Annotated in this window: 17 protein-coding genes; 14 read left to right on the top strand and 3 right to left on the bottom strand. The window is 43.2% G+C overall.

Annotation, left to right across the window (positions count from 1 at the left end; translation table 11 throughout):
* The 7 genes from VMW01_10310 to VMW01_10280 all read left to right on the top strand — a co-directional run.
* The coding region (locus tag VMW01_10310) for a S46 family peptidase (protein ID HUW06646.1) at nucleotides 1–417 on the top strand (417 nt) is incomplete at its 5' end.
* A 176-nt stretch (nucleotides 418–593) separates the two neighbouring features.
* A complete protein-coding gene (locus VMW01_10305) occupies nucleotides 594–1106 on the top strand; it encodes a SiaB family protein kinase (protein ID HUW06645.1) in 513 nt (170 codons plus the stop codon).
* Between the two features lie 21 nt (nucleotides 1107–1127).
* Entirely contained in the window at nucleotides 1128–1526 is a 399-nt protein-coding gene (locus VMW01_10300) for a DUF1987 domain-containing protein (GenBank protein ID HUW06644.1), read from the top strand.
* Nucleotides 1527–1672: 146 nt separating this feature from the next.
* Nucleotides 1673–4360: a tetratricopeptide repeat protein gene (locus VMW01_10295; protein ID HUW06643.1), complete on the top strand. Its 2688-nt coding sequence runs from the start codon at nucleotides 1673–1675 to the stop codon at nucleotides 4358–4360.
* A 12-nt stretch (nucleotides 4361–4372) separates the two neighbouring features.
* Nucleotides 4373–5932 carry a bifunctional response regulator/alkaline phosphatase family protein gene (locus VMW01_10290; protein HUW06642.1) on the top strand — a complete coding sequence of 520 codons (1560 nt, stop codon included), beginning with the start codon at nucleotides 4373–4375 and terminating at the stop codon, nucleotides 5930–5932.
* Between the two features lie 2 nt (nucleotides 5933–5934).
* Entirely contained in the window at nucleotides 5935–6375 is a 441-nt protein-coding gene (tsaE, locus tag VMW01_10285; protein HUW06641.1) for a tRNA (adenosine(37)-N6)-threonylcarbamoyltransferase complex ATPase subunit type 1 TsaE, read from the top strand.
* Between the two features lie 48 nt (nucleotides 6376–6423).
* Nucleotides 6424–7641: an alanine dehydrogenase gene (locus VMW01_10280; protein HUW06640.1), complete on the top strand. Its 1218-nt coding sequence runs from the start codon at nucleotides 6424–6426 to the stop codon at nucleotides 7639–7641.
* A 2-nt stretch (nucleotides 7642–7643) separates the two neighbouring features.
* Here the strand turns inward: VMW01_10280 and VMW01_10275 are convergent, their stop codons facing one another.
* Nucleotides 7644–8453, bottom strand: a complete 810-nt coding sequence (locus VMW01_10275) for a hypothetical protein (protein ID HUW06639.1) — start codon at nucleotides 8451–8453, stop codon at nucleotides 7644–7646.
* Nucleotides 8454–8572: 119 nt separating this feature from the next.
* Here VMW01_10275 and VMW01_10270 point away from each other — a divergent pair, with 119 nt between their 5' ends.
* From VMW01_10270 to VMW01_10240, 7 genes are all read left to right on the top strand, one after another.
* Complete coding sequence (locus tag VMW01_10270; GenBank protein HUW06638.1) at nucleotides 8573–11086, top strand: tetratricopeptide repeat protein; 2514 nt, start codon at nucleotides 8573–8575, stop codon at nucleotides 11084–11086.
* A gap of 18 nt (nucleotides 11087–11104) precedes the next feature.
* Nucleotides 11105–12157 (top strand): DUF4421 family protein, encoded by a 1053-nt coding sequence (locus VMW01_10265; GenBank protein HUW06637.1) that lies wholly within the window; start codon nucleotides 11105–11107, stop codon nucleotides 12155–12157.
* Nucleotides 12158–12540: 383 nt separating this feature from the next.
* A complete protein-coding gene (locus VMW01_10260) occupies nucleotides 12541–12906 on the top strand; it encodes a DUF1874 domain-containing protein (GenBank protein HUW06636.1) in 366 nt (121 codons plus the stop codon).
* A gap of 136 nt (nucleotides 12907–13042) precedes the next feature.
* Entirely contained in the window at nucleotides 13043–13495 is a 453-nt protein-coding gene (locus tag VMW01_10255; protein ID HUW06635.1) for a hypothetical protein, read from the top strand.
* A gap of 31 nt (nucleotides 13496–13526) precedes the next feature.
* Nucleotides 13527–13847, top strand: coding sequence for a multidrug efflux SMR transporter (locus VMW01_10250; GenBank protein HUW06634.1), 321 nt, complete (start codon nucleotides 13527–13529; stop codon nucleotides 13845–13847).
* Between the two features lie 180 nt (nucleotides 13848–14027).
* Nucleotides 14028–15029: an SPOR domain-containing protein gene (locus VMW01_10245; protein ID HUW06633.1), complete on the top strand. Its 1002-nt coding sequence runs from the start codon at nucleotides 14028–14030 to the stop codon at nucleotides 15027–15029.
* A gap of 353 nt (nucleotides 15030–15382) precedes the next feature.
* Nucleotides 15383–16348 carry an NAD-dependent epimerase/dehydratase family protein gene (locus VMW01_10240; protein HUW06632.1) on the top strand — a complete coding sequence of 322 codons (966 nt, stop codon included), beginning with the start codon at nucleotides 15383–15385 and terminating at the stop codon, nucleotides 16346–16348.
* A 242-nt stretch (nucleotides 16349–16590) separates the two neighbouring features.
* Here VMW01_10240 and VMW01_10235 read toward each other — a convergent pair whose 3' ends face one another.
* Together VMW01_10235 and VMW01_10230 are read right to left on the bottom strand one after the other, a co-directional pair.
* Nucleotides 16591–17595, bottom strand: a complete 1005-nt coding sequence (locus VMW01_10235; GenBank protein ID HUW06631.1) for a type IX secretion system membrane protein PorP/SprF — start codon at nucleotides 17593–17595, stop codon at nucleotides 16591–16593.
* Nucleotides 17596–17637: 42 nt separating this feature from the next.
* On the bottom strand, nucleotides 17638–17938 hold a 301-nt coding region (locus VMW01_10230; GenBank protein HUW06630.1), incomplete at its 5' end, for a gliding motility-associated C-terminal domain-containing protein.

The following is a 17938-nucleotide window of genomic DNA, read 5'->3' as shown; positions in this document are numbered from 1 at the left end:
GGCCAGGTGCTCGATTACTACCCAATGGATGCTGTTCACTACGATTACAAAACTACTCTTAAGGGCGTAATGGAAAAGGAAGATCCTGAGAACCCGGAGTTTGTTGTTCCTGCAAAGTTGAAAGAACTTTATAATGCTAAGGATTACGGACCTTATGGCGATAAGGGTGTTATGCCAGTTAACTTCATCACCAACAACGACATTACAGGAGGAAATTCTGGTAGTCCTGTAATCAATGGTAAGGGTCAGCTGATTGGAACTGCATTCGATGGAAACTGGGAGGCCATGAGCGGCGACATCGCTTTTGAGCCAGAGCTCCAGCGTACCATTTGCCTCGACGTCCGTTATACCCTGTTCATTATTGATAAATTTGCCGGTGCAAAACGGTTAATTGATGAAATGACCATCGTGAAGTAACGATTAAGAAAGAGTATATTGCCTAAGGAGGAGGGGTGATTTCCCTCCTCCTTTTTACAAATAATTGTTGAACTCAAACAAATGCTCAAAACATTGCAGCATCTTACATTTTTTTTATCACTTTTGAAAATAATTGCTACCTTTCACAAGCATTTTTAAACATCGAGGACCAGCACGTGATCAAGGAAACATCTCTTCTTACACATAACGGATCGCTAAGCTACGAAGCAATCGGTATCCTGCTCAATAAGATGACCTCCATCTTAGATGATTTTGGCATGAATATTACCATTAAAAAAAAGGTATATGCCGCAATCGTTGAAAGTCTTGAAAACATTTACCGTCATCAGGATATCGTAAAAAATGGCGACCAAATTATTCATACACCCTTGTTTACGCTTAATATCGATCCTCAAAACTTCACCATTTCTGCAACCAACAGCTTGCGTATTGAGAAAATTGCCAACCTCAAGCAGCGCCTCGACCTTGTTAATACACTCGATCGTATTGGCCTTAAGGAGTTGTACAAGAACACGATCCTCCACAATGCGGTGAATAATAGAGGAGGAGCAGGTTTAGGCATTATTAACATCGCCAAGGTGTCTGAGAATAAAATTGGTTATACCTTTGATCCGATTGACAAACAATACTTTTTGTTTTCAATCCATATCACAATTTGTCACCAGTAATCAATAAACCTAGTGACTATAATGAAAACACTAATATTAGAACCAACTGAATTTACACCAGATTTGCACTTTGACCCAGTACAAAATGTACTCAATATTGCTGGGTTCTCCAGACCTGAGAACGTAATTGGTTATTACAAACCTGTTGTGAAATGGGTTCAGGATTACATCGAAGAGGTTGTGATGAATAACACGGAGTTCGACAAAGCGTTAATCACCATGAACTTTCGGATGACCTATTTCAACTCATCCTCTGCCAAGTTCTTGCTCGACATTCTATTTGAGTTACGCAAAATCCATGAGAAAGGTAACCGCGTGGTGATAAACTGGTACTACGAATCGGACGATGACGAAATAAAAGAGTCCGGTGAAGAGCTAAGCGACCTTGTATGTCTACCTTTTAATTACTATGACTACTAATTTTCTTTGATGGTAAACATAGAGCCAAGCCTTTCGCTTGGTTTTTTTGTTTTCCATAACCCTACTCCATCTTAAAAAATCCCGTTATTTTTACAATCAGAAAAATAATTTGACCTTTGAGCAGTTGTTTAAAAAAACCATTCGCATTGAAATCATCTATTATTAAGCTATTTCTGCTCCTTGCTGCTATTGTAGCCATAACCACTTCGTGCTCTACCAAAAAAAACACTGTGGTTACCCGTAACTATCACAACCTCACCGCATACTACAATTACTACTATAACGCCAACCTTAGCTACGAGAATGGGGTGGCAAAGTCGGAGAAAAATTACCCGATGAACTACACCGACTTGCTTCCCGTATTTACCTTCAACAACCAGCAGATGGCAGGCGCAATTGCGGGCGATATGGATCGCGCCGTTAAGAAAGCTACCGGCCTTGTAGCCCACCACTCCATAACTGTTAAGCCAAAACCAAAAAAGGGAGCACCAAATAAAAAAGATAGGGAATTTTATAACCAAAATGAGTTTTGCGTTTGGGTGCCGGAAGCCTACCTTCTCATTGGCAAGGCTAACGTGTATGGCATGAACTATGACAAGGCACTCCAAACCTTCAACTACATGCTTACGGAATACCCAAACAGCAAGTCGCTATACGAGGCAAAGGTTTGGATGGCTATTATCGACGCTCAAACTGGCTCTTATGAAGAGGGTCAGGAAATGCTCCGATCACTCAATGCCGATAAAAAATTTCCTACCAAGTTGCGACCATTGTTGCTCCTCTCCTTCGCCGACATGGACATAAAGCGAAAAGCATATGCCGATGCTATTCCCTATCTCAAAAAGGCACTGCAGTCGCACTGGAAAAAGAATAGACGAGTTCGGCTAACTTACCTCTTGGGCCAGCTCTACGAAAAAATTGGTGATAACGAAAAGAGCATTGAGGCATTTCGCGCGGTAACCAAAATGAATCCTGCCTACGAAACAGCCTTCAATGCACAAATTAAAATTGCCATCCTCTACCAATCTGGTCAAAAGGGGAAGGATCTCAGAAAGGTGCTGCTGAAGTTGGCAAAGGACGAAAAGAACCGGGAGTACCTGGACCTTGTGTACTATGCCCTTGGTAAAATTGACCTAGCAGAAAACGATATGCCGGCAGCTATGAAAAACTTTGCTCTCTCTGTCAGCAAAAGCGTTTCTAATAACTTCCAAAAAGGACTTTCGTCCATAACGTTGGCTGATCTTTACTTTGAGAAGCCTGATTATATTATGGCACAGGCTTACTACGATACTGCCGTTACCGTTCTCGATAATACCTATCCAGACTATGCGCAGCTCAAGCTCAAGACCGACAACCTGACTAGCCTCGTTTCCGATCTCCGGGTTGTATCGCGCGAGGACAGCCTTCAGCGGGTTGCCAAAATGTCTGAAGCGGACCGAAATGCACTCATTGCATCGCTTATAAAAAAGGTGCAGGAAGAGGAAGAAGCAAAGCGCAAAGAAGAGGAGCAACAACGCTACGCTGCCTCCTACTACCAGCAGCAACAGGCAACCCAAAATCTTGCTGGACAGCAAGGCGGAAAATGGTACTTCTATAACCCTGCAACGCTGGCGGTGGGCTCATCGGAATTCCAAATGTTGTGGGGAAAGCGCAAACTGGAAGATAACTGGAGGCGAAAAAACAAAGGGATTTCTGAACTCACCGGTGACGTTGGCACAGGAACAACGGAGGAAGAAACAGGGATAGCAGCAGCGGCAAGCGTTAAGAAGCAGCTCTCCAAAAATTCCCGCGAATTCTACCTCGCCGACCTGCCGCTGACCGACTCGTTAATGAAGGCTTCTTCCAAGCGAATCGAAACTTCGCTTTTAAAAGCGGGCGCGGTATACCAGAATCAGATGAAAGATTATCTCGCTGCCATAAAAACCTATGAAGAGTTTGCACAACGATTTCCCAATAACGCCGACCTAGTTTCTGTTTACTTCGACATATACCAACTCTCCCTAGCTATAAAAGATGCTCAACGGATCAAAAAATACCGCGATTTGCTGGTGAATAAATACCCAAACAGCACATACGCAATGGCCATTACCAACCCGGATTACCTCAAAAAGTTGACGGATCAGCAAGGTGAAGAAGAAAAGAATTACGAGCAACTCTACCAAACCTTTAGCGCAGGCAATTTTCCAGCTGCGGCCCAACAGGCCACTGCTGCCATAAACAAGTATCCTGACAGCAACCTGCAGCCCAAATACCAACTCATTTTGGCTATTTGCCAAGGGGATGGAGGAAACCTTGCTGCCTATCGTAATGCGCTAAACGCGGTGATGAAGAAGTTTCCTTCCACCGAAGAGGCAAACAAGGCAAGGGAAATGATTGCCAACCTCAATAACGTTGAGCTTAAGTTGGCTCAAAATGCAACCCTCGCTGAAAACAAAAACCCACAAACAGATCAGGAGCATCCATCGGTAAACTATTCCGATGCAGATGGCGAACAATACTTTGTAGCAGTTGTTTCCAATAAGTTAGACCTTAACCGCATAAAGTTCAATATTGTATCGTTCAACCTCGACTCCCTATATTTAAACTTAAACTTAAACGTATCCTCAACCCAACTTAACCAAAGCTTTAATACGATTCTTGTAGAAACGCTGAAGGATAAAACTTCGGCTATGGACTACTTCAAGAAGATTAGTGCAGCGCCGGGGATTTTCCTAAATGCACCTGCTGACGATTGCGCCATTTTTGTGATTTCGAAACAAAACTACGCGCAGTTTACAGCCGATAAAGGCATTCAGAACTACCTTACCTTCTTCCGGCAACACTACAATCCCTAAATTCTATTACAAATGGGAAATGTTACTATTCTTTGGGTTGATGACGAAATGGACCTGCTTCGGCCTCATGCCATTTTTCTTGAAAGCAAGGGTTATGAAGTAATCTTCACCTCCAACGGAACCGATGCGCTGGAACTTATGAAGCAGCAACGATTCGACCTCGTTTTTTTGGATGAAAATATGCCCGGATTGAGCGGGCTAGAAACGCTTTCATTACTAAAGGAGATAAGACCGGAAACCCCTGTAGTGATGGTTACAAAGAGCGAGGAGGAGGACATTATGGACCGTGCCATTGGTTCAAAAATTACCGACTACCTCATTAAACCGGTTAAGCCAAACCAGCTGCTGCTCTCCATAAAAAAGCATGTCCACAAGGGTGCGCTAATCGATGCCCAATCAACTCAGGATTTTAGAAGAGCGCTTGGAGAGTTAAACATGCTGATTTCAACAGCTCGATCATTTACTAACTGGACAGATATATACAAAAAACTCATTGCCTGGGAGTTGGAACTGGAGGAATCGTCCGATGCGGGTATTAAGGAGATATACGGTTTTCAAAAGGATGAGGCTAATAAGGAGTTTGCCAAGTGGGTGAAGCAAAACTATAAGCAGTGGTTTGGAAAAAACAACAGCGAAGCACCTCTATTATCACCCAGCTTGCTTAAGACCAAGGTGTTCCCCCTTGTTGATAAGGGTGAAAAGGTCGTCTTTATCCTTATTGACAACTTCCGCCTCGACCAGTGGAAGATTATTGCACCTGAAATACTCCATCTATTCCGACTACGACAGGAGGAGGTATACTGCAGTATTCTACCTACCGCCACCCAGTATGCCCGAAATGCCATATTTGCTGGATTAATGCCCCAAGAAATACAGCAGTTCTATCCTGAAATGTGGGTGAGCGACGAAGAGGAAGACAAAAAAAATCAGTACGAGGAGGCCTTACTAATTCGTCAGATCCAAAAGCTGGGTAAGAAGTATAAGCTTGGATTTGAGAAATTTGTTGCCCCAGGTTCAGCAAAAAAACTACTTGGCAATGTAAATCAACTCGCTGAGAACAACCTCACGGTTTTGATTTACAACTTTGTAGACATGCTTTCCCATGCACGTACCGAGATGGAGCTAATTAAAGAGCTTGCCTCTGATGAATCGGCCTACCGCTCCCTAACTCTCTCCTGGTTTCTTCACTCCGACCTTTTAGCACTTCTCAAGGAGCTGGCTGACCAGCAAATGACGGTGATTCTTTCAACAGATCACGGAACCACCTTGGTCACCAACCCCATTAAAGTTGTGGGCGATAGAAATACCTCCACCAACCTTCGGTATAAATTAGGCCGTAGCTTAAACTACGAGGCACGAGAGGTTTTTGAAATTCTTAAACCCGAGGAGGTGCACCTACCAAAAAGCAATCTAACCTCCGCCTATATTTTTGCCACCAACCACGATTTTTTTGTATATCCAAACAACTATAACCATTTCTCCCGATACTACCGCAATACCTTCCAGCATGGAGGCGTATCACTTGAGGAGATGATGATTCCATTAATTGTTCTCGATCCGCTCAAAAAGTAACTATGGATGTAATTGTTGCCAAAGACTTGACTGAACTGCATGCTGTGGCTCAGTATATTCTTAAAACATTTGAAGGAAAAAGAATTTTTGCCTTTCAAGGATTGATGGGTGCTGGTAAAACCACCCTAATAAAAGAACTTTGCCACCAAATGAAGGTGACTGACGTGGTGAGCAGTCCCACTTTTGCATTGGTAAACGAGTACTTTACCGACAAGGGAAAGTCTGTATTTCACTTCGACTTTTACCGCATTAAGTCGATTGAGGAAGCATTTGATTTTGGCTATGAAGAATACTTTTTCGGAGAAGGAATCTGCCTTATTGAGTGGCCAGAAGTAATCGATACACTCATTCCGGACGAGACAATTGTTATCCAAATTGAGGTTATGCCAGACGAATCTCGCCGGTTTTCATTCTTTGTAAAGGAGATGGGGCATACTTCTTGAAAATGCCAACGGGATGTCGTACATTTAACAACTTCTATTGACATAAAAATGAAACATCTCGGACCCACTTCACCCCTATTCCACTTCGGAAAAAGTTTGCTTCCTCAAGAGGAAACGCTTGCCATTGGCCGGAAACAGCGAAGCTTCGTTATTGGTTTACCCAAAGAGTCGGGCATAGGTGAAAATAGAATTTCCCTAACCCCAGAAGCCGTTGAAATACTCATAGCCAATGGACATAAGCTGCTGGTGGAGAAGGCCGCTGGATCAGGTGCTAGCTATACCGACCTAACCTATTCTGAGGTAGGAGCCACAATATGCAGCACGGGCGAAGTATATAAAGCCGACATTGTGCTGAAAGTTGCCCCACCCACCGAGGCAGAGATCGACCTTATGGCCGACGGTAAAACTATCATCTCGTCCTTTTACCATACGGGGCAAACCGAAAACCTGCTTAAATCGCTACAGAAAAAAAAGATTACGGCCATTAGCTTTGAGCTAATTAAAGATGACGATGGATGCTACCCTGTTGTACGGTCGATGAGCTCCATTGCCGGAAACACCTCAATTCTAGTGGCTGCCGAATACCTCTCGAACTTGCATAGTGGTAAAGGGGTGATGCTTGGTGGTATCACTGGCATTTCACCCACAGAAGTGGTTATAATTGGTGCCGATACTGCAGGCGAATTTGCAGCAAGGGCCGCCCTTGGCCTAGGCTGTGTAGTAAAAATTTTTGACCAATCGCTCAAGCGGCTCACCGACATTCAATACCGTTTAGGCACACGGCTTTATACCAGCATTTTTCACCCTCAAGTTCTCGAAAAATCTCTCCGATCGGCTGACGTGGTAATCGGCACGCCTGTTACCGATGAAGATGCCTTTGCCCAGCAGATACCGACTTCGTTTATTGAAAAGATGAAGACGGGAGCTGTGATTATTGACCTCACTGTAACAAGTGGAGGATCGTTTGAAACCACCGAGTCCTGCCCCTTCGACAAACCAAGCTTTACACGACATGGCGTCATTCACGTCTGCATGCCCGATATTACCTCACAGGTTGCCCGAACATCAAGCATTGCATTAAGCAACGTTTTTGTACCTATTCTTTTAATGATAGGACAATCCTCCGGGGTTACTGCAGTTCTTAAAGAGAATAAGGGCTTACGACACGGGGTGTATCTCTTCAACGGCATTCTTACAAACTTCAAGTTTGGAAGTATTTACCACATGCCAGCCAAAGATATCGATTTGCTTATGGCCGCATTCTAGCGCTACTGAGGAATAAAACGATACAAAATAAATCCTGACTGCGAGGATGCTCCACCCTCCTGAATTTGAAACCTCGATGACCGAGCCGAGCGAAGGGCGCCATCCCAAAGGCAATCGTCCGAGCTGCTACTGCTGTTGTCCACTTTTGCAGAGGTTACATAACCCTGTTGGTTAACCTCAATTAGCACCTTTACCGTACCGCCACCTTCGCAAGTGTATGCCGGTACGGGTAGCCTAAAAGCCTTACGTCCACCTAAGCTGTAGTTAACGAGCACCTTGCCAGGATTGGGCGCTTTGGAGGGCTTCTTTGCAACCTCTTGCCCTGCCGGTGGCTGAACAGCATTCTCGCCCCGCTCCAATTTTTCTAAATTGGCCTTGCCAGCATCTAAACGTTCCTGCAACTTTTTAGCCTCGTCGTAAAGCTCATCGGTTTTAGTGTTTCGATCATCGGCGAGGGATTTATTTAAATCCTTCGATTCAGACGAAACATCGGCGGCGGCATTTCGAAAATCCATCTTTGAATAATTCACCTTGGCCAACTCCTGTTTAAGTTGCGCCATCTCCTTTTTGATCTCCTGCTTAAGAATTTCGGGGGGAATTGCCTCTTTCTCAAAATTAATGACCACCGGCTGGTTATTTTGAGTGTGGAGGCTGCCTAGCTTAAGCGTTAAAATTACGATGGCTATAATGAGGTGAAAAATAATGGTACCATACACACCCATCCTATGCCTCCGAATAAAGGAAGCAAGGCTTGAAAACTTATTCTCAGCAACCCCGCCAAGCGAGGCCATTTGTTTATCGATCCAATTCATAGCGTTCGCCACAAAAATAGCTTTATCTGGCAAAATCTATCTGTAATCGGGCAGCAATGACCAGAGTTTTTTTGATTGGATACCAAAATGCCTTATTTTTATGCACTAATTGTATACTCATGACAAAGGTTGTTAGGATAATTCTTGGCTTGTTGCTCATGGTAGAAGTGCTACCAGCACAAAATGCAAGAGAAGACAGCCTTTTGTCACTTGTTTCTGAAGTTCGCGACAAAGCAAGAGTTGAAATATTCCTTAAACTAGCAAACCTTACGCTCTCCAACACTCCTGAAAAATCGTTAGGGTATGCAGAATCGGCTCTCGAGATTGCAAGCGAGTTAAACCTCCCGCTGCTTAAAGCAAAAGCATTAGAATCTTGTGCTGCAAGCGACTTTTACCTGTCACACTATACCCAATCGCTTGATTACCTAAAAACGGCATCTCTACTATACAAGAATGAGCATAATTCCGCTGGCCTTGCAAGTTGCTTAAACCGTATGGGAGCCAACTTAGAGCGTCTAGGCAACTACGCTGAGGCACTTGCAGCCTACCAAAAGTCATTAGCCATAGAACAGGAGGTAGGCGACAGATTAAGCGTTGCAAAGGCGTTGAACAACCTGGGCCTAGTTTACCGAAACTTGGGCGACTACACCCACGCCCTATCCCTCTTTGAAAAAGCAAGGGAACTCTCCATTCAGATGAATGATAGCGTAGGTATTGTTTATACGCAGAACAATGTGGGACTCATCCTGCTGGACTTAGGCCGCTACGACGATGCTCTTCCATGCTTTCTTCATGTTTTAGAAATGAAGAAGCGGCAGGGAAACCGTCGAAGCATGATTACAACGTTAGAGAATCTGGGGATTACGCACTTTAAGATAGGTAATCTTGAAAAGGCCGCCGCCTTTTATTTTCAGGCAGCCCAGCTGGCAAATGAGTTAAAGGAACGCTACAGTGAGGCCGAATGCTATAACGATCTTGCCTCGGTTCTTACAAAGCAAGGAAAGTACTCGGAGGCAATAAAATATGCCACTAAATCATACAACATCGCCAAAGGAAGTGCGCTCAAACGCGTTCAGGCGGAAGCACTATTCACGCTTTCCAACCTTAAACACCTGGATGGAAACGAGTCTCAATCGCGTAACCTTTTAATGCGATATATCAACATTAAGGATAGCATCTTTTCTAAAGACCTTAGCGATAAGGTAGCCGAATTCAGGGTCAAATACGACTATGACTCCCAATCCCAAACCAATGATTTGCTGAATCAGGAATTAAGCCTTACCCAGCAAAAAACCAAAAAATCGGCTGTGCTGAATATAACACTCTTGATTTTCGTGCTCGTCGTCCTTTTATTTGCATTTGCGCTTGTTGTTGCAAACAAGAAGATAAGAAGCAAGAGCAAAGAAATCGACTCCATGAACAAGGAACTCAACCAATTTAACCAAGATTTGGAGAACCTCGTTCAAGCAAGAACCAAGGAATTAAATAGTGCACTAAAAAAATCAGAAGAATCAGACAGGTTGAAGACGGCGTTCCTCACCAACATGTCGCATGAAATTAGAACCCCCCTCAATGGAATCATTGGATTCTCCAAAATGCTTGAAGATGAACTGCCATTCGATATACGGAAACAATACATAGAAATCATCGACGAAAGGGGTCGTCAACTACTAGAGATCATAAACGACATTATTAGCATTGCGAAGATTGAGTCAGGGCAGTTGACGATGCGAAAGTCGGCATGCTCTTTAAATCAAGTTGTAAATCAGCTGGTTGTTGAATGTCAGAACCTATGGTCGAACAAACTATCAGAAAAGATTGATCTGAAAGTGAGCAAAGGACTATCGGATGAGGAGGTTCTCATTGTGACCGATAGCACACGGCTGCAGGAAATTGCTGGATACCTGCTCGAAAATGCATTCAAATTTACCGAAGAGGGTACCATTGAGCTGGGGTATAAGCCACAAAACGACAACAAGGAGTTGCTTTTCTGGGTTAAAGATTCAGGCCCGGGGATTCTGAAGGAAAAACAAAAGTTGATCTTCGAGCGGTTCAACCAGGTTGGCGTTAGGCAAGGCATTGAACCAAACGGCACCGGTCTAGGTTTAGCCATAAGTAAGGGGCTTGTTTCTCTACTTGGGGGAGAGATTTGGGTAGAAAGTGACGGCATTAACGGAAGCACCTTTTATTTTACTATTCCATACACAAAAATCGATAACAAAAACGATTTAAATACCATACTTGATGCCATTTCAACTGACCATCCCCTAGCAGGAAAGACAATCCTCGTTGTGGAAGCCGACTTGATCAGCTACCAATATCTTGAAACAATTCTTGGTGAGGTTAAAGCCGCTATTGTACATGTGAAGAACGGTGAAGATGCCCTTGAAATTTGCCAAATGAACACCAAAATAGACCTTGTGCTAATGGAAATGCAGCTACCATTTATGGACGGTTATGAAACAACAAAAAAAATAAAACTTTTTAGAAAAAACCTACCTATCATTGCGCAAACCGCGAGCGTGATGCCGGAAGATAAAATTAAATGCTTTGAAGCTGGTTGCGATGATTTTATTGGAAAGCCGATTGATCCTGACGAACTGTTGAGCATTGTTACAAAAAAGACCCTTTAGTTACAAATATACATTCTGTTGAGACCACCGATTTTCCTAATAGTCATCAGCTTACTATTCTTATCATTTTCGGGTATAGCTGGCTCTCCCGAAAACTCCCCAGCCATAATAACTAGAGGAGATAGCACCAACATCATCTCCTTATTCAAAAAGATGAATGTGTTTGTTTACCTTGGCGTTAAATCGGCACCTTTCTCGCTCAAAGATTCCTTAAACAAAAACTACAAATTTGCACCAACCCCACAAACCAGAATGGGTGTAGGATTTGTAAATAAATGGTTTGGTATCCGACTTGGGTTTGTGCTTCCTACCAGCACCGAAAATGAAAGGGTATATGGAAAAACAACCTCTTTAGACTTGCAAACTAACATTTTTGCCAAAACTTTTGGACTTGATCTATACTTTTTAAACTATCGAGGGTTCTACCTCGAAAACCCACATAACTTTATCCCAGGGTGGAACACCACCAAACCGTATCCAAATAATAGGAATTCCTATAGGTCAACCTACGGTGCTAATTTTTTCTACATTTTTAACAGTAGAAACTTTTCACAAAAAGCCGCATTTCAGCAGATTGAGTGGCAGAAAAAAAGTTCAGGAACGTTTATGATGGGAGCCTATTTCAACGTGACCAACGTTTATGCAGATTCAGCCTTTATCGACCTTCGACAATACAACGTTTCCGACAAACTTAACCTCAATGAGGTTAGTGCCATTACTGGCGGAATAAGCGTTGGCTACTCACACAACTTTATTATGTGGAAACGACTGTTGCTGAACCTTACCGGAATGGTGGGAATGGGCTACCTGAAAACCTCATTCTCCTATAATGACCAAGGGAAATATTCCGGAGAACGTAGTGGCTTGGGTGCAAAAGTATCAACCCGTATTGCTCTTGGTTACTCGCGCGAAAAAAACTATTTTGGTATATACTACATTACCGATTCGTACGAAATTAGCCTCTCGGGAAAAGAAAATTTTCAGTTTAAAGTCAATAACGTTTACCTCTTCTATGGAAGAAGAATTGAATGGGATAAACTTTTTTCGAGGCCGCCTGCTCCAACACCATAAAGAAAAACACATGCAGTTTTTCAATTAAAAACGCTGCTGCAGTGAATCGATGCTACAAGTAAATATAGCCCAAGTCCATAAATATCTTCTGGCACAAAGCGCCACACCACCATGTATAAGCCTATACTTCAGAAAATATCTTTCACTTTCCCGTGATGCATAATTAAACTTAAATGGTTTAATATTAAAGTCCCTTCCTAAACCAGAATGACCGCTTTCAAACCAAATGTTCGCAATTGATTTGTGATTGACCTCTCCTTTTAGATGGGGCTATATGTGGTAAAACAGCTACCCGTTAACCAGTATTTTGCTTGACAACCATACCGTTCAACTCAAGGAAAAACAAGATTTAACCTATCTTTGGGGAAATTTCAATATCTTTTATGGAAAGCGAGTCTATGCCGAAAAACTCTTTGGCAAGTCAAAATTTGCCAATCGCTATTTATAACGGAACTGTAGTAACCACTGATGGCATCTACCGAATATCGCCACTATCGGTTCATGATGCCAAAGTGCTTGCGAGCAAGCATCAACTTATTTCGGCAATTGGTCATCAGGCAGCAGCCGACTTGCTCAGCGAACTCTTACTTACAAACGTTTCGCCAAACAGAATTCAGTTTACCCAACAGGTAGGACAGCTGGCAATTGCTCTTAAACTCAACCAACGGCCACCAGAAGGCGCCATCCTTTCTAAGGAGGAGATGCTCAAGATTGGTTTCACCCTAAAGCTAATTGAACGGATTGAATAATAATCCATTCTTCTGCACTATTTTTTCGTGCCAACGTGAATACTGACAAGCAGTGTGTCGTCATCAACAATAGCGATCCTATGCCGGACCTGCAAAAAGAATGCTACCTTTGTCCAGCAAAAAAATATTGCGGTTGATGAGTAAAAAGACGTTTCCCGAAACCTTACTTTTTCACTGGGCAAGACAGTTTATTGGTTCCAGTTTTAGTTTTACACTCAACATGGGCATTGCATCTACTGTTGGTATTGCATACTCCTTTAAGCTAACTAGCTCACCTGTCCTGCTAGGACTGTTTGGGCTTTTAAACCCAGCATTCCTCACCATATGTGTTTACCGGTTCATGGGAGAACTACCCGAAGGATTCAGTATTGGTGGAATATCACTAAGTGCGTTTTCTGGAGCAAAAAAGGGACTCATGCTTTTTGGCGACCTTACAATTATTGTAGCACTTGCTACTCTAATTTTCTTCGGTGTGCTCAACTACTTCCTTTTTCGTTTTTTATTACTGTTCATCCTACCCATAATGCTCTTGGTTGGCCTTCATTTTTTATATTCAATTTACGTTATCGACCAGCAAAATAAATCGTAAGCTTCCCCCTCTCCCATTTTATATATAAAACATGTCGTGGATTTACCTTGTAATTGCAGGCTTCTTTGAAGTAAGTTTTACCACCTGTCTGAAGTATTCCAATAATTTTTCAGACTGGCGTTGGTCTGTTGGCTTTTTTATCAGCATTACCATGAGCTTTCTGCTGCTCAATAAGGCTATACAAACCATTCCAATGGGCACAGCTTACGCGGTGTGGACCGGCATTGGTGCAGCCGGAACTGCTATTTTAGGGATATTGCTATTCAAAGAATCATACGAAACATTGAGGTTGATTTTTATTACACTGCTTATTGGATCGATAATTGGACTCCGGTTGGTGTCGAAACATTGAATATAAACATACTATGGTAGTGATGGTTTGGCATTCCATTTTTTCTTACTTTTACTAATTGACAGAAAAAGAAATTTTCATTCAACTTTGCCCTTATCCTTTACCGATGACGCGTAAGGTAATAGCGTGAGAATGGACAAGCAGGTTTGTGGTTCAATACACTAAAACATTATCATTCAGATGAAATCGAACTTGGGTGAGCTTCTTGCTGAGTTACTTCGCATAAACAACAGGGTTTCACTTCCCAACTTGGGAGCATTCGTGGCTGAATACAAACCTGCCATAATCGACGAAGCAACACGAGTAATTACCCCTCCAGCCAAGGAAATTTCTTTTAGCAAAGAGGAAACGTGGAACGATAAGCTACTCGAAAACCTTGTTGCCGAGCAGGAAGGTCTAACGCCTGAGGCTGCAGCAATAGCAGTTGGCCTATTTGTTGAGCAGGTAAAAGAAACCTTAGATAAAGCGAATAAATACATATTCGAAGGTTTGGGAATTCTTATTAAAGATGGTGCAGAGTTCAACTTTAAAATTGAAGAGGGACTTAATCTATTGCCCGATGCCTTTGGATTGGAATCGCTGGTTATACATCAAACTTCCACCGAGAAAGAAACCATAAGCGAAAAACCTAAGGAAATAACTGCCAAACCCAATATAGTTCCTCCAGCAAGAATAGCTACAAGAAAACGATTTTCAGGCGTTATCTGGGTTGCTGCAATCTCCCTTATTACCATTGCCTGCGTTGTTCTCTGGCTTTTTACCGACATTTTCACCCCACAGCAAATGCCAACTTCGCCTATGGTTAGTCAGGCACAACCTGCCATAGATTCAACAGTTCAAGATAGCACTGCCGCCGATACTACCGAAAAAGCAGACGTTGAAGAGGTTATAAACACTCAAACAGAGAAGAAAAAAGCACTCTACTACGAGGAACCTAAAAGTTCGACCAATACAGAAAAGGTATTCTACATCATTGCCGGAAGTTTCACTAAAGAGGGAAACGCGGAAAGGTTAAAATCGTCGCTTGAAAAGAAGGGATTCAAACCGGAGATACTTACCGTAGATGGACCAGTATACCGTGTTTCCATGTTTAGCTTCACCGACAGAAACCGCGCACTTGAAGAGCTTGCCCGTTTACGTGACGAGAATAAGCAGATGAGTATCTGGCTTCTTGGACTCTGACCAATTCACATACAACATCCTATAGTAACCTAAAGGCAAACTGCCTAATTCTACCTTGTGTAGGCATGAGGCTCCACTTTTCGTAATGGAGACATTGCGGGTTGTTGCTAACCTATGCAGCACAGGGAAAGCGCACTGAAGATGTTTCGGTCAAAAAGGCAATTCGGATAACAATTTATAACTGGATTGTGGCTTGGAGTAATAATCGCACAGCAAAACTGTAATTCCTGTTTAAAATCATCAATTTTCCGCTTCACTCAAGTTGAAAAAAAGTTACTTTTGTAGCGCTTAGTTAAGCAACAACTTTTATTAATTGTTCTCTTTCGAGCAACTAACCTACAAAAAATCAGGTAATGAAGAATATCCTCGTTGTTGGTGCCGGCGGCCAAATAGGTTCGGAACTTGTTCCATACCTTCGAAACATATACGGGAGCAGCCATGTGGTTGCAGCCGACCTTAATTGCGCTCCATGCATTAAGTTGGGCGAAGCGGGTCCGCTTGAAGAGCTGGATGCCTTAGACGGGAAAAAGTTTGCAGAAATTGTTAAGAAATATAACATCGACGCCATTTACAACCTTGTTGCCCTACTATCGGCAACAGGTGAGAAGAACCCTCAGCTGGCTTGGAAGATTAACATGGGAGCACTCATAAACTCGCTGGAGATTGCCCGTGAAAACAGCTGCGCAGTTTTCACACCCAGCTCCATTGGTGCCTTCGGGAATAACACTCCGCACGATGGCACACCACAGGACACCATTATGCGCCCATCAACCATTTATGGTGTATGCAAGGTTACCGGCGAATTGATGAGCGACTACTATCACTCCCGCTTTGGTGTGGATGCCAGAAGCGTTCGATTTCCTGGTATTATCTCAAATGTAACGCTGCCCGGCGGTGGAACCACCGATTATGCCGTAGAGATATACTATGCAGCCATTAAGGAAAAGCGCTTCACCTGCCCTTTGCCTGAAGGAACTTTTCTCGATATGATGTACATGCCCGACGCCCTAAAGGCTTGCGTGCAGCTCATGGAGGCCAACCCATCTAAATTAAAACATAGAAACTCCTTCAACATTACCGCCATGAGCTTTGAGCCATCGCAAGTATACGCTGCCATCAAGAAGCGTATTCCTGAATTTGCCATGGACTACAATGTTGATGAGGTAAAGAAAACCATTGCCGAAAGTTGGCCCAACTACATGGACGACACCTGTGCGCGTGAAGAGTGGGGATGGAGCCCCGTTTGGAATCTTGAAACCATGACTGACGACATGCTGCAAGTTATTGCCGAAAAACACAAAAAAGGAATACTAAAATAAATCAGCTAGGTTAACAATCGTTCATGAGAAAAGCCGCATTCATTGCGGCTTTTCTCTTTTTACCCTATACCAATAATCTAATTTACAGCAGGTTTATTGTATTTTGGCTGATCTTTATTGCTCTTTTAGCTTAACAAATTTGGATACGCATAGAACTTCCCCACCTCTTTCAAAAAGAAAGACTGCAAAAAGCAGCCTTTCCCCTCTAGCACCAATCAAAAAGATAGCATTAAACCACTTGGTTAGAAACGATTTAACCACCTGTAGCGTCGGGCACTGTCACCAAGCTTAATGCCAATCATCAGCTCGTGAGTACCATACGTATTAAAGTTAGTTAGCTGCCCCAACCCGTAGTCAAATGCGTACCCAAAATAATACATTTTATACTTTGCTCCCATCATGAAGACTATCTCACCAGAAGTTCGGTATGAAAGTCCGGCCCAGTAATCATGTTTATAGTATCCTTTAACATTAAGATCTACCGTATAGCTTAAGCGTTCGGTGGTGGTAAGCAAAAACGAAGGCTCTACCTCAAAATCGTTTTGTAAGTCGTAGCGGTAACCGGACAGCAGGTAGTAATGCCTAAGCAACTTATAAGCACTCTCTGGGTTGCCATTCCCAAACTGAACGGTACTTTGGAACAGGTTAGACACCGAAAATCCGGAATACCATTGCCCTGTATTTGAAAAGTAAACTCCAAAGTTTGCATCGGGTGAAAAATCAGTATTGGCCTTTCCTGCCATAACTAGCGGGTCTGGCGTATCGGGATAGGGAAGCCCATCGGGAGCAACATCGGCCTTAAACTGGTAAAAGCTAACCGAGGCACCAAACGAGAGCTGGTACTGGCGCATATCCAGGTGATAGGCGTAGGTTCCCTGAAAACCAGTCCGGCTTATCTTTCCATTCACGTCGTTGAATAGGTAGCCACCCAATCCTACTCGTCCGCTGGGACGGCGTCTACGAACTCGGTTCTTAATACGTCGTGAACGATTAAGGTAGCTGGTCTTTAGTATACGTGTTTGACCACTAAGGGCAATGGTTCTGGGTCCATCGGCATAACCGGCCCACTGCTGACGGGCAGTAAGGTTAAACGCAGTAAAACCCTCTGCACCGGCTACTGCAGGATTTAGCAGAAATGGATTCATCATATACTGGCTATAGAGTGGCTCCTGCTGACCCAAAGCATGGTCGGCAAGGAACACTCCCAGTATGAGAATCGCTATCCGTAAATTGAGTAAACCCTTCATGCCTATTACTTCTGTTAGTACTATTTTAGTATAGCCCCTTGGCTATCGAATTATGGTTACGCTACCCCTAAAGGAATAGGATTTCCCATCGGATGTTACTCTAATAATATAGTGGTAAGAGTCCATGGGCAACTCCCTGTGGTTCAAATCTCGACCATCCCAAGCGCTGGCAGCATCGTAAACTCCGCTGTGAGCAAAAACCTCTTTGCCGTAACGGTTATAGACTCTTATATCGACATCGGTAAAGAAAACAAAATCGGGGATTTCCCACCTATCGTTGGCTCCATCGCCATTGGGCGTAAACACGTATGGAATACGCATGTGATTGGGGTCGCATAGGCCA

It is taken from the genome of Williamwhitmania sp., assembly GCA_035529935.1.
Classification (GTDB): Bacteria; Bacteroidota; Bacteroidia; order Bacteroidales; family Williamwhitmaniaceae; genus Williamwhitmania.
This window is presented reverse-complemented; position numbering and strand designations above follow the sequence as displayed.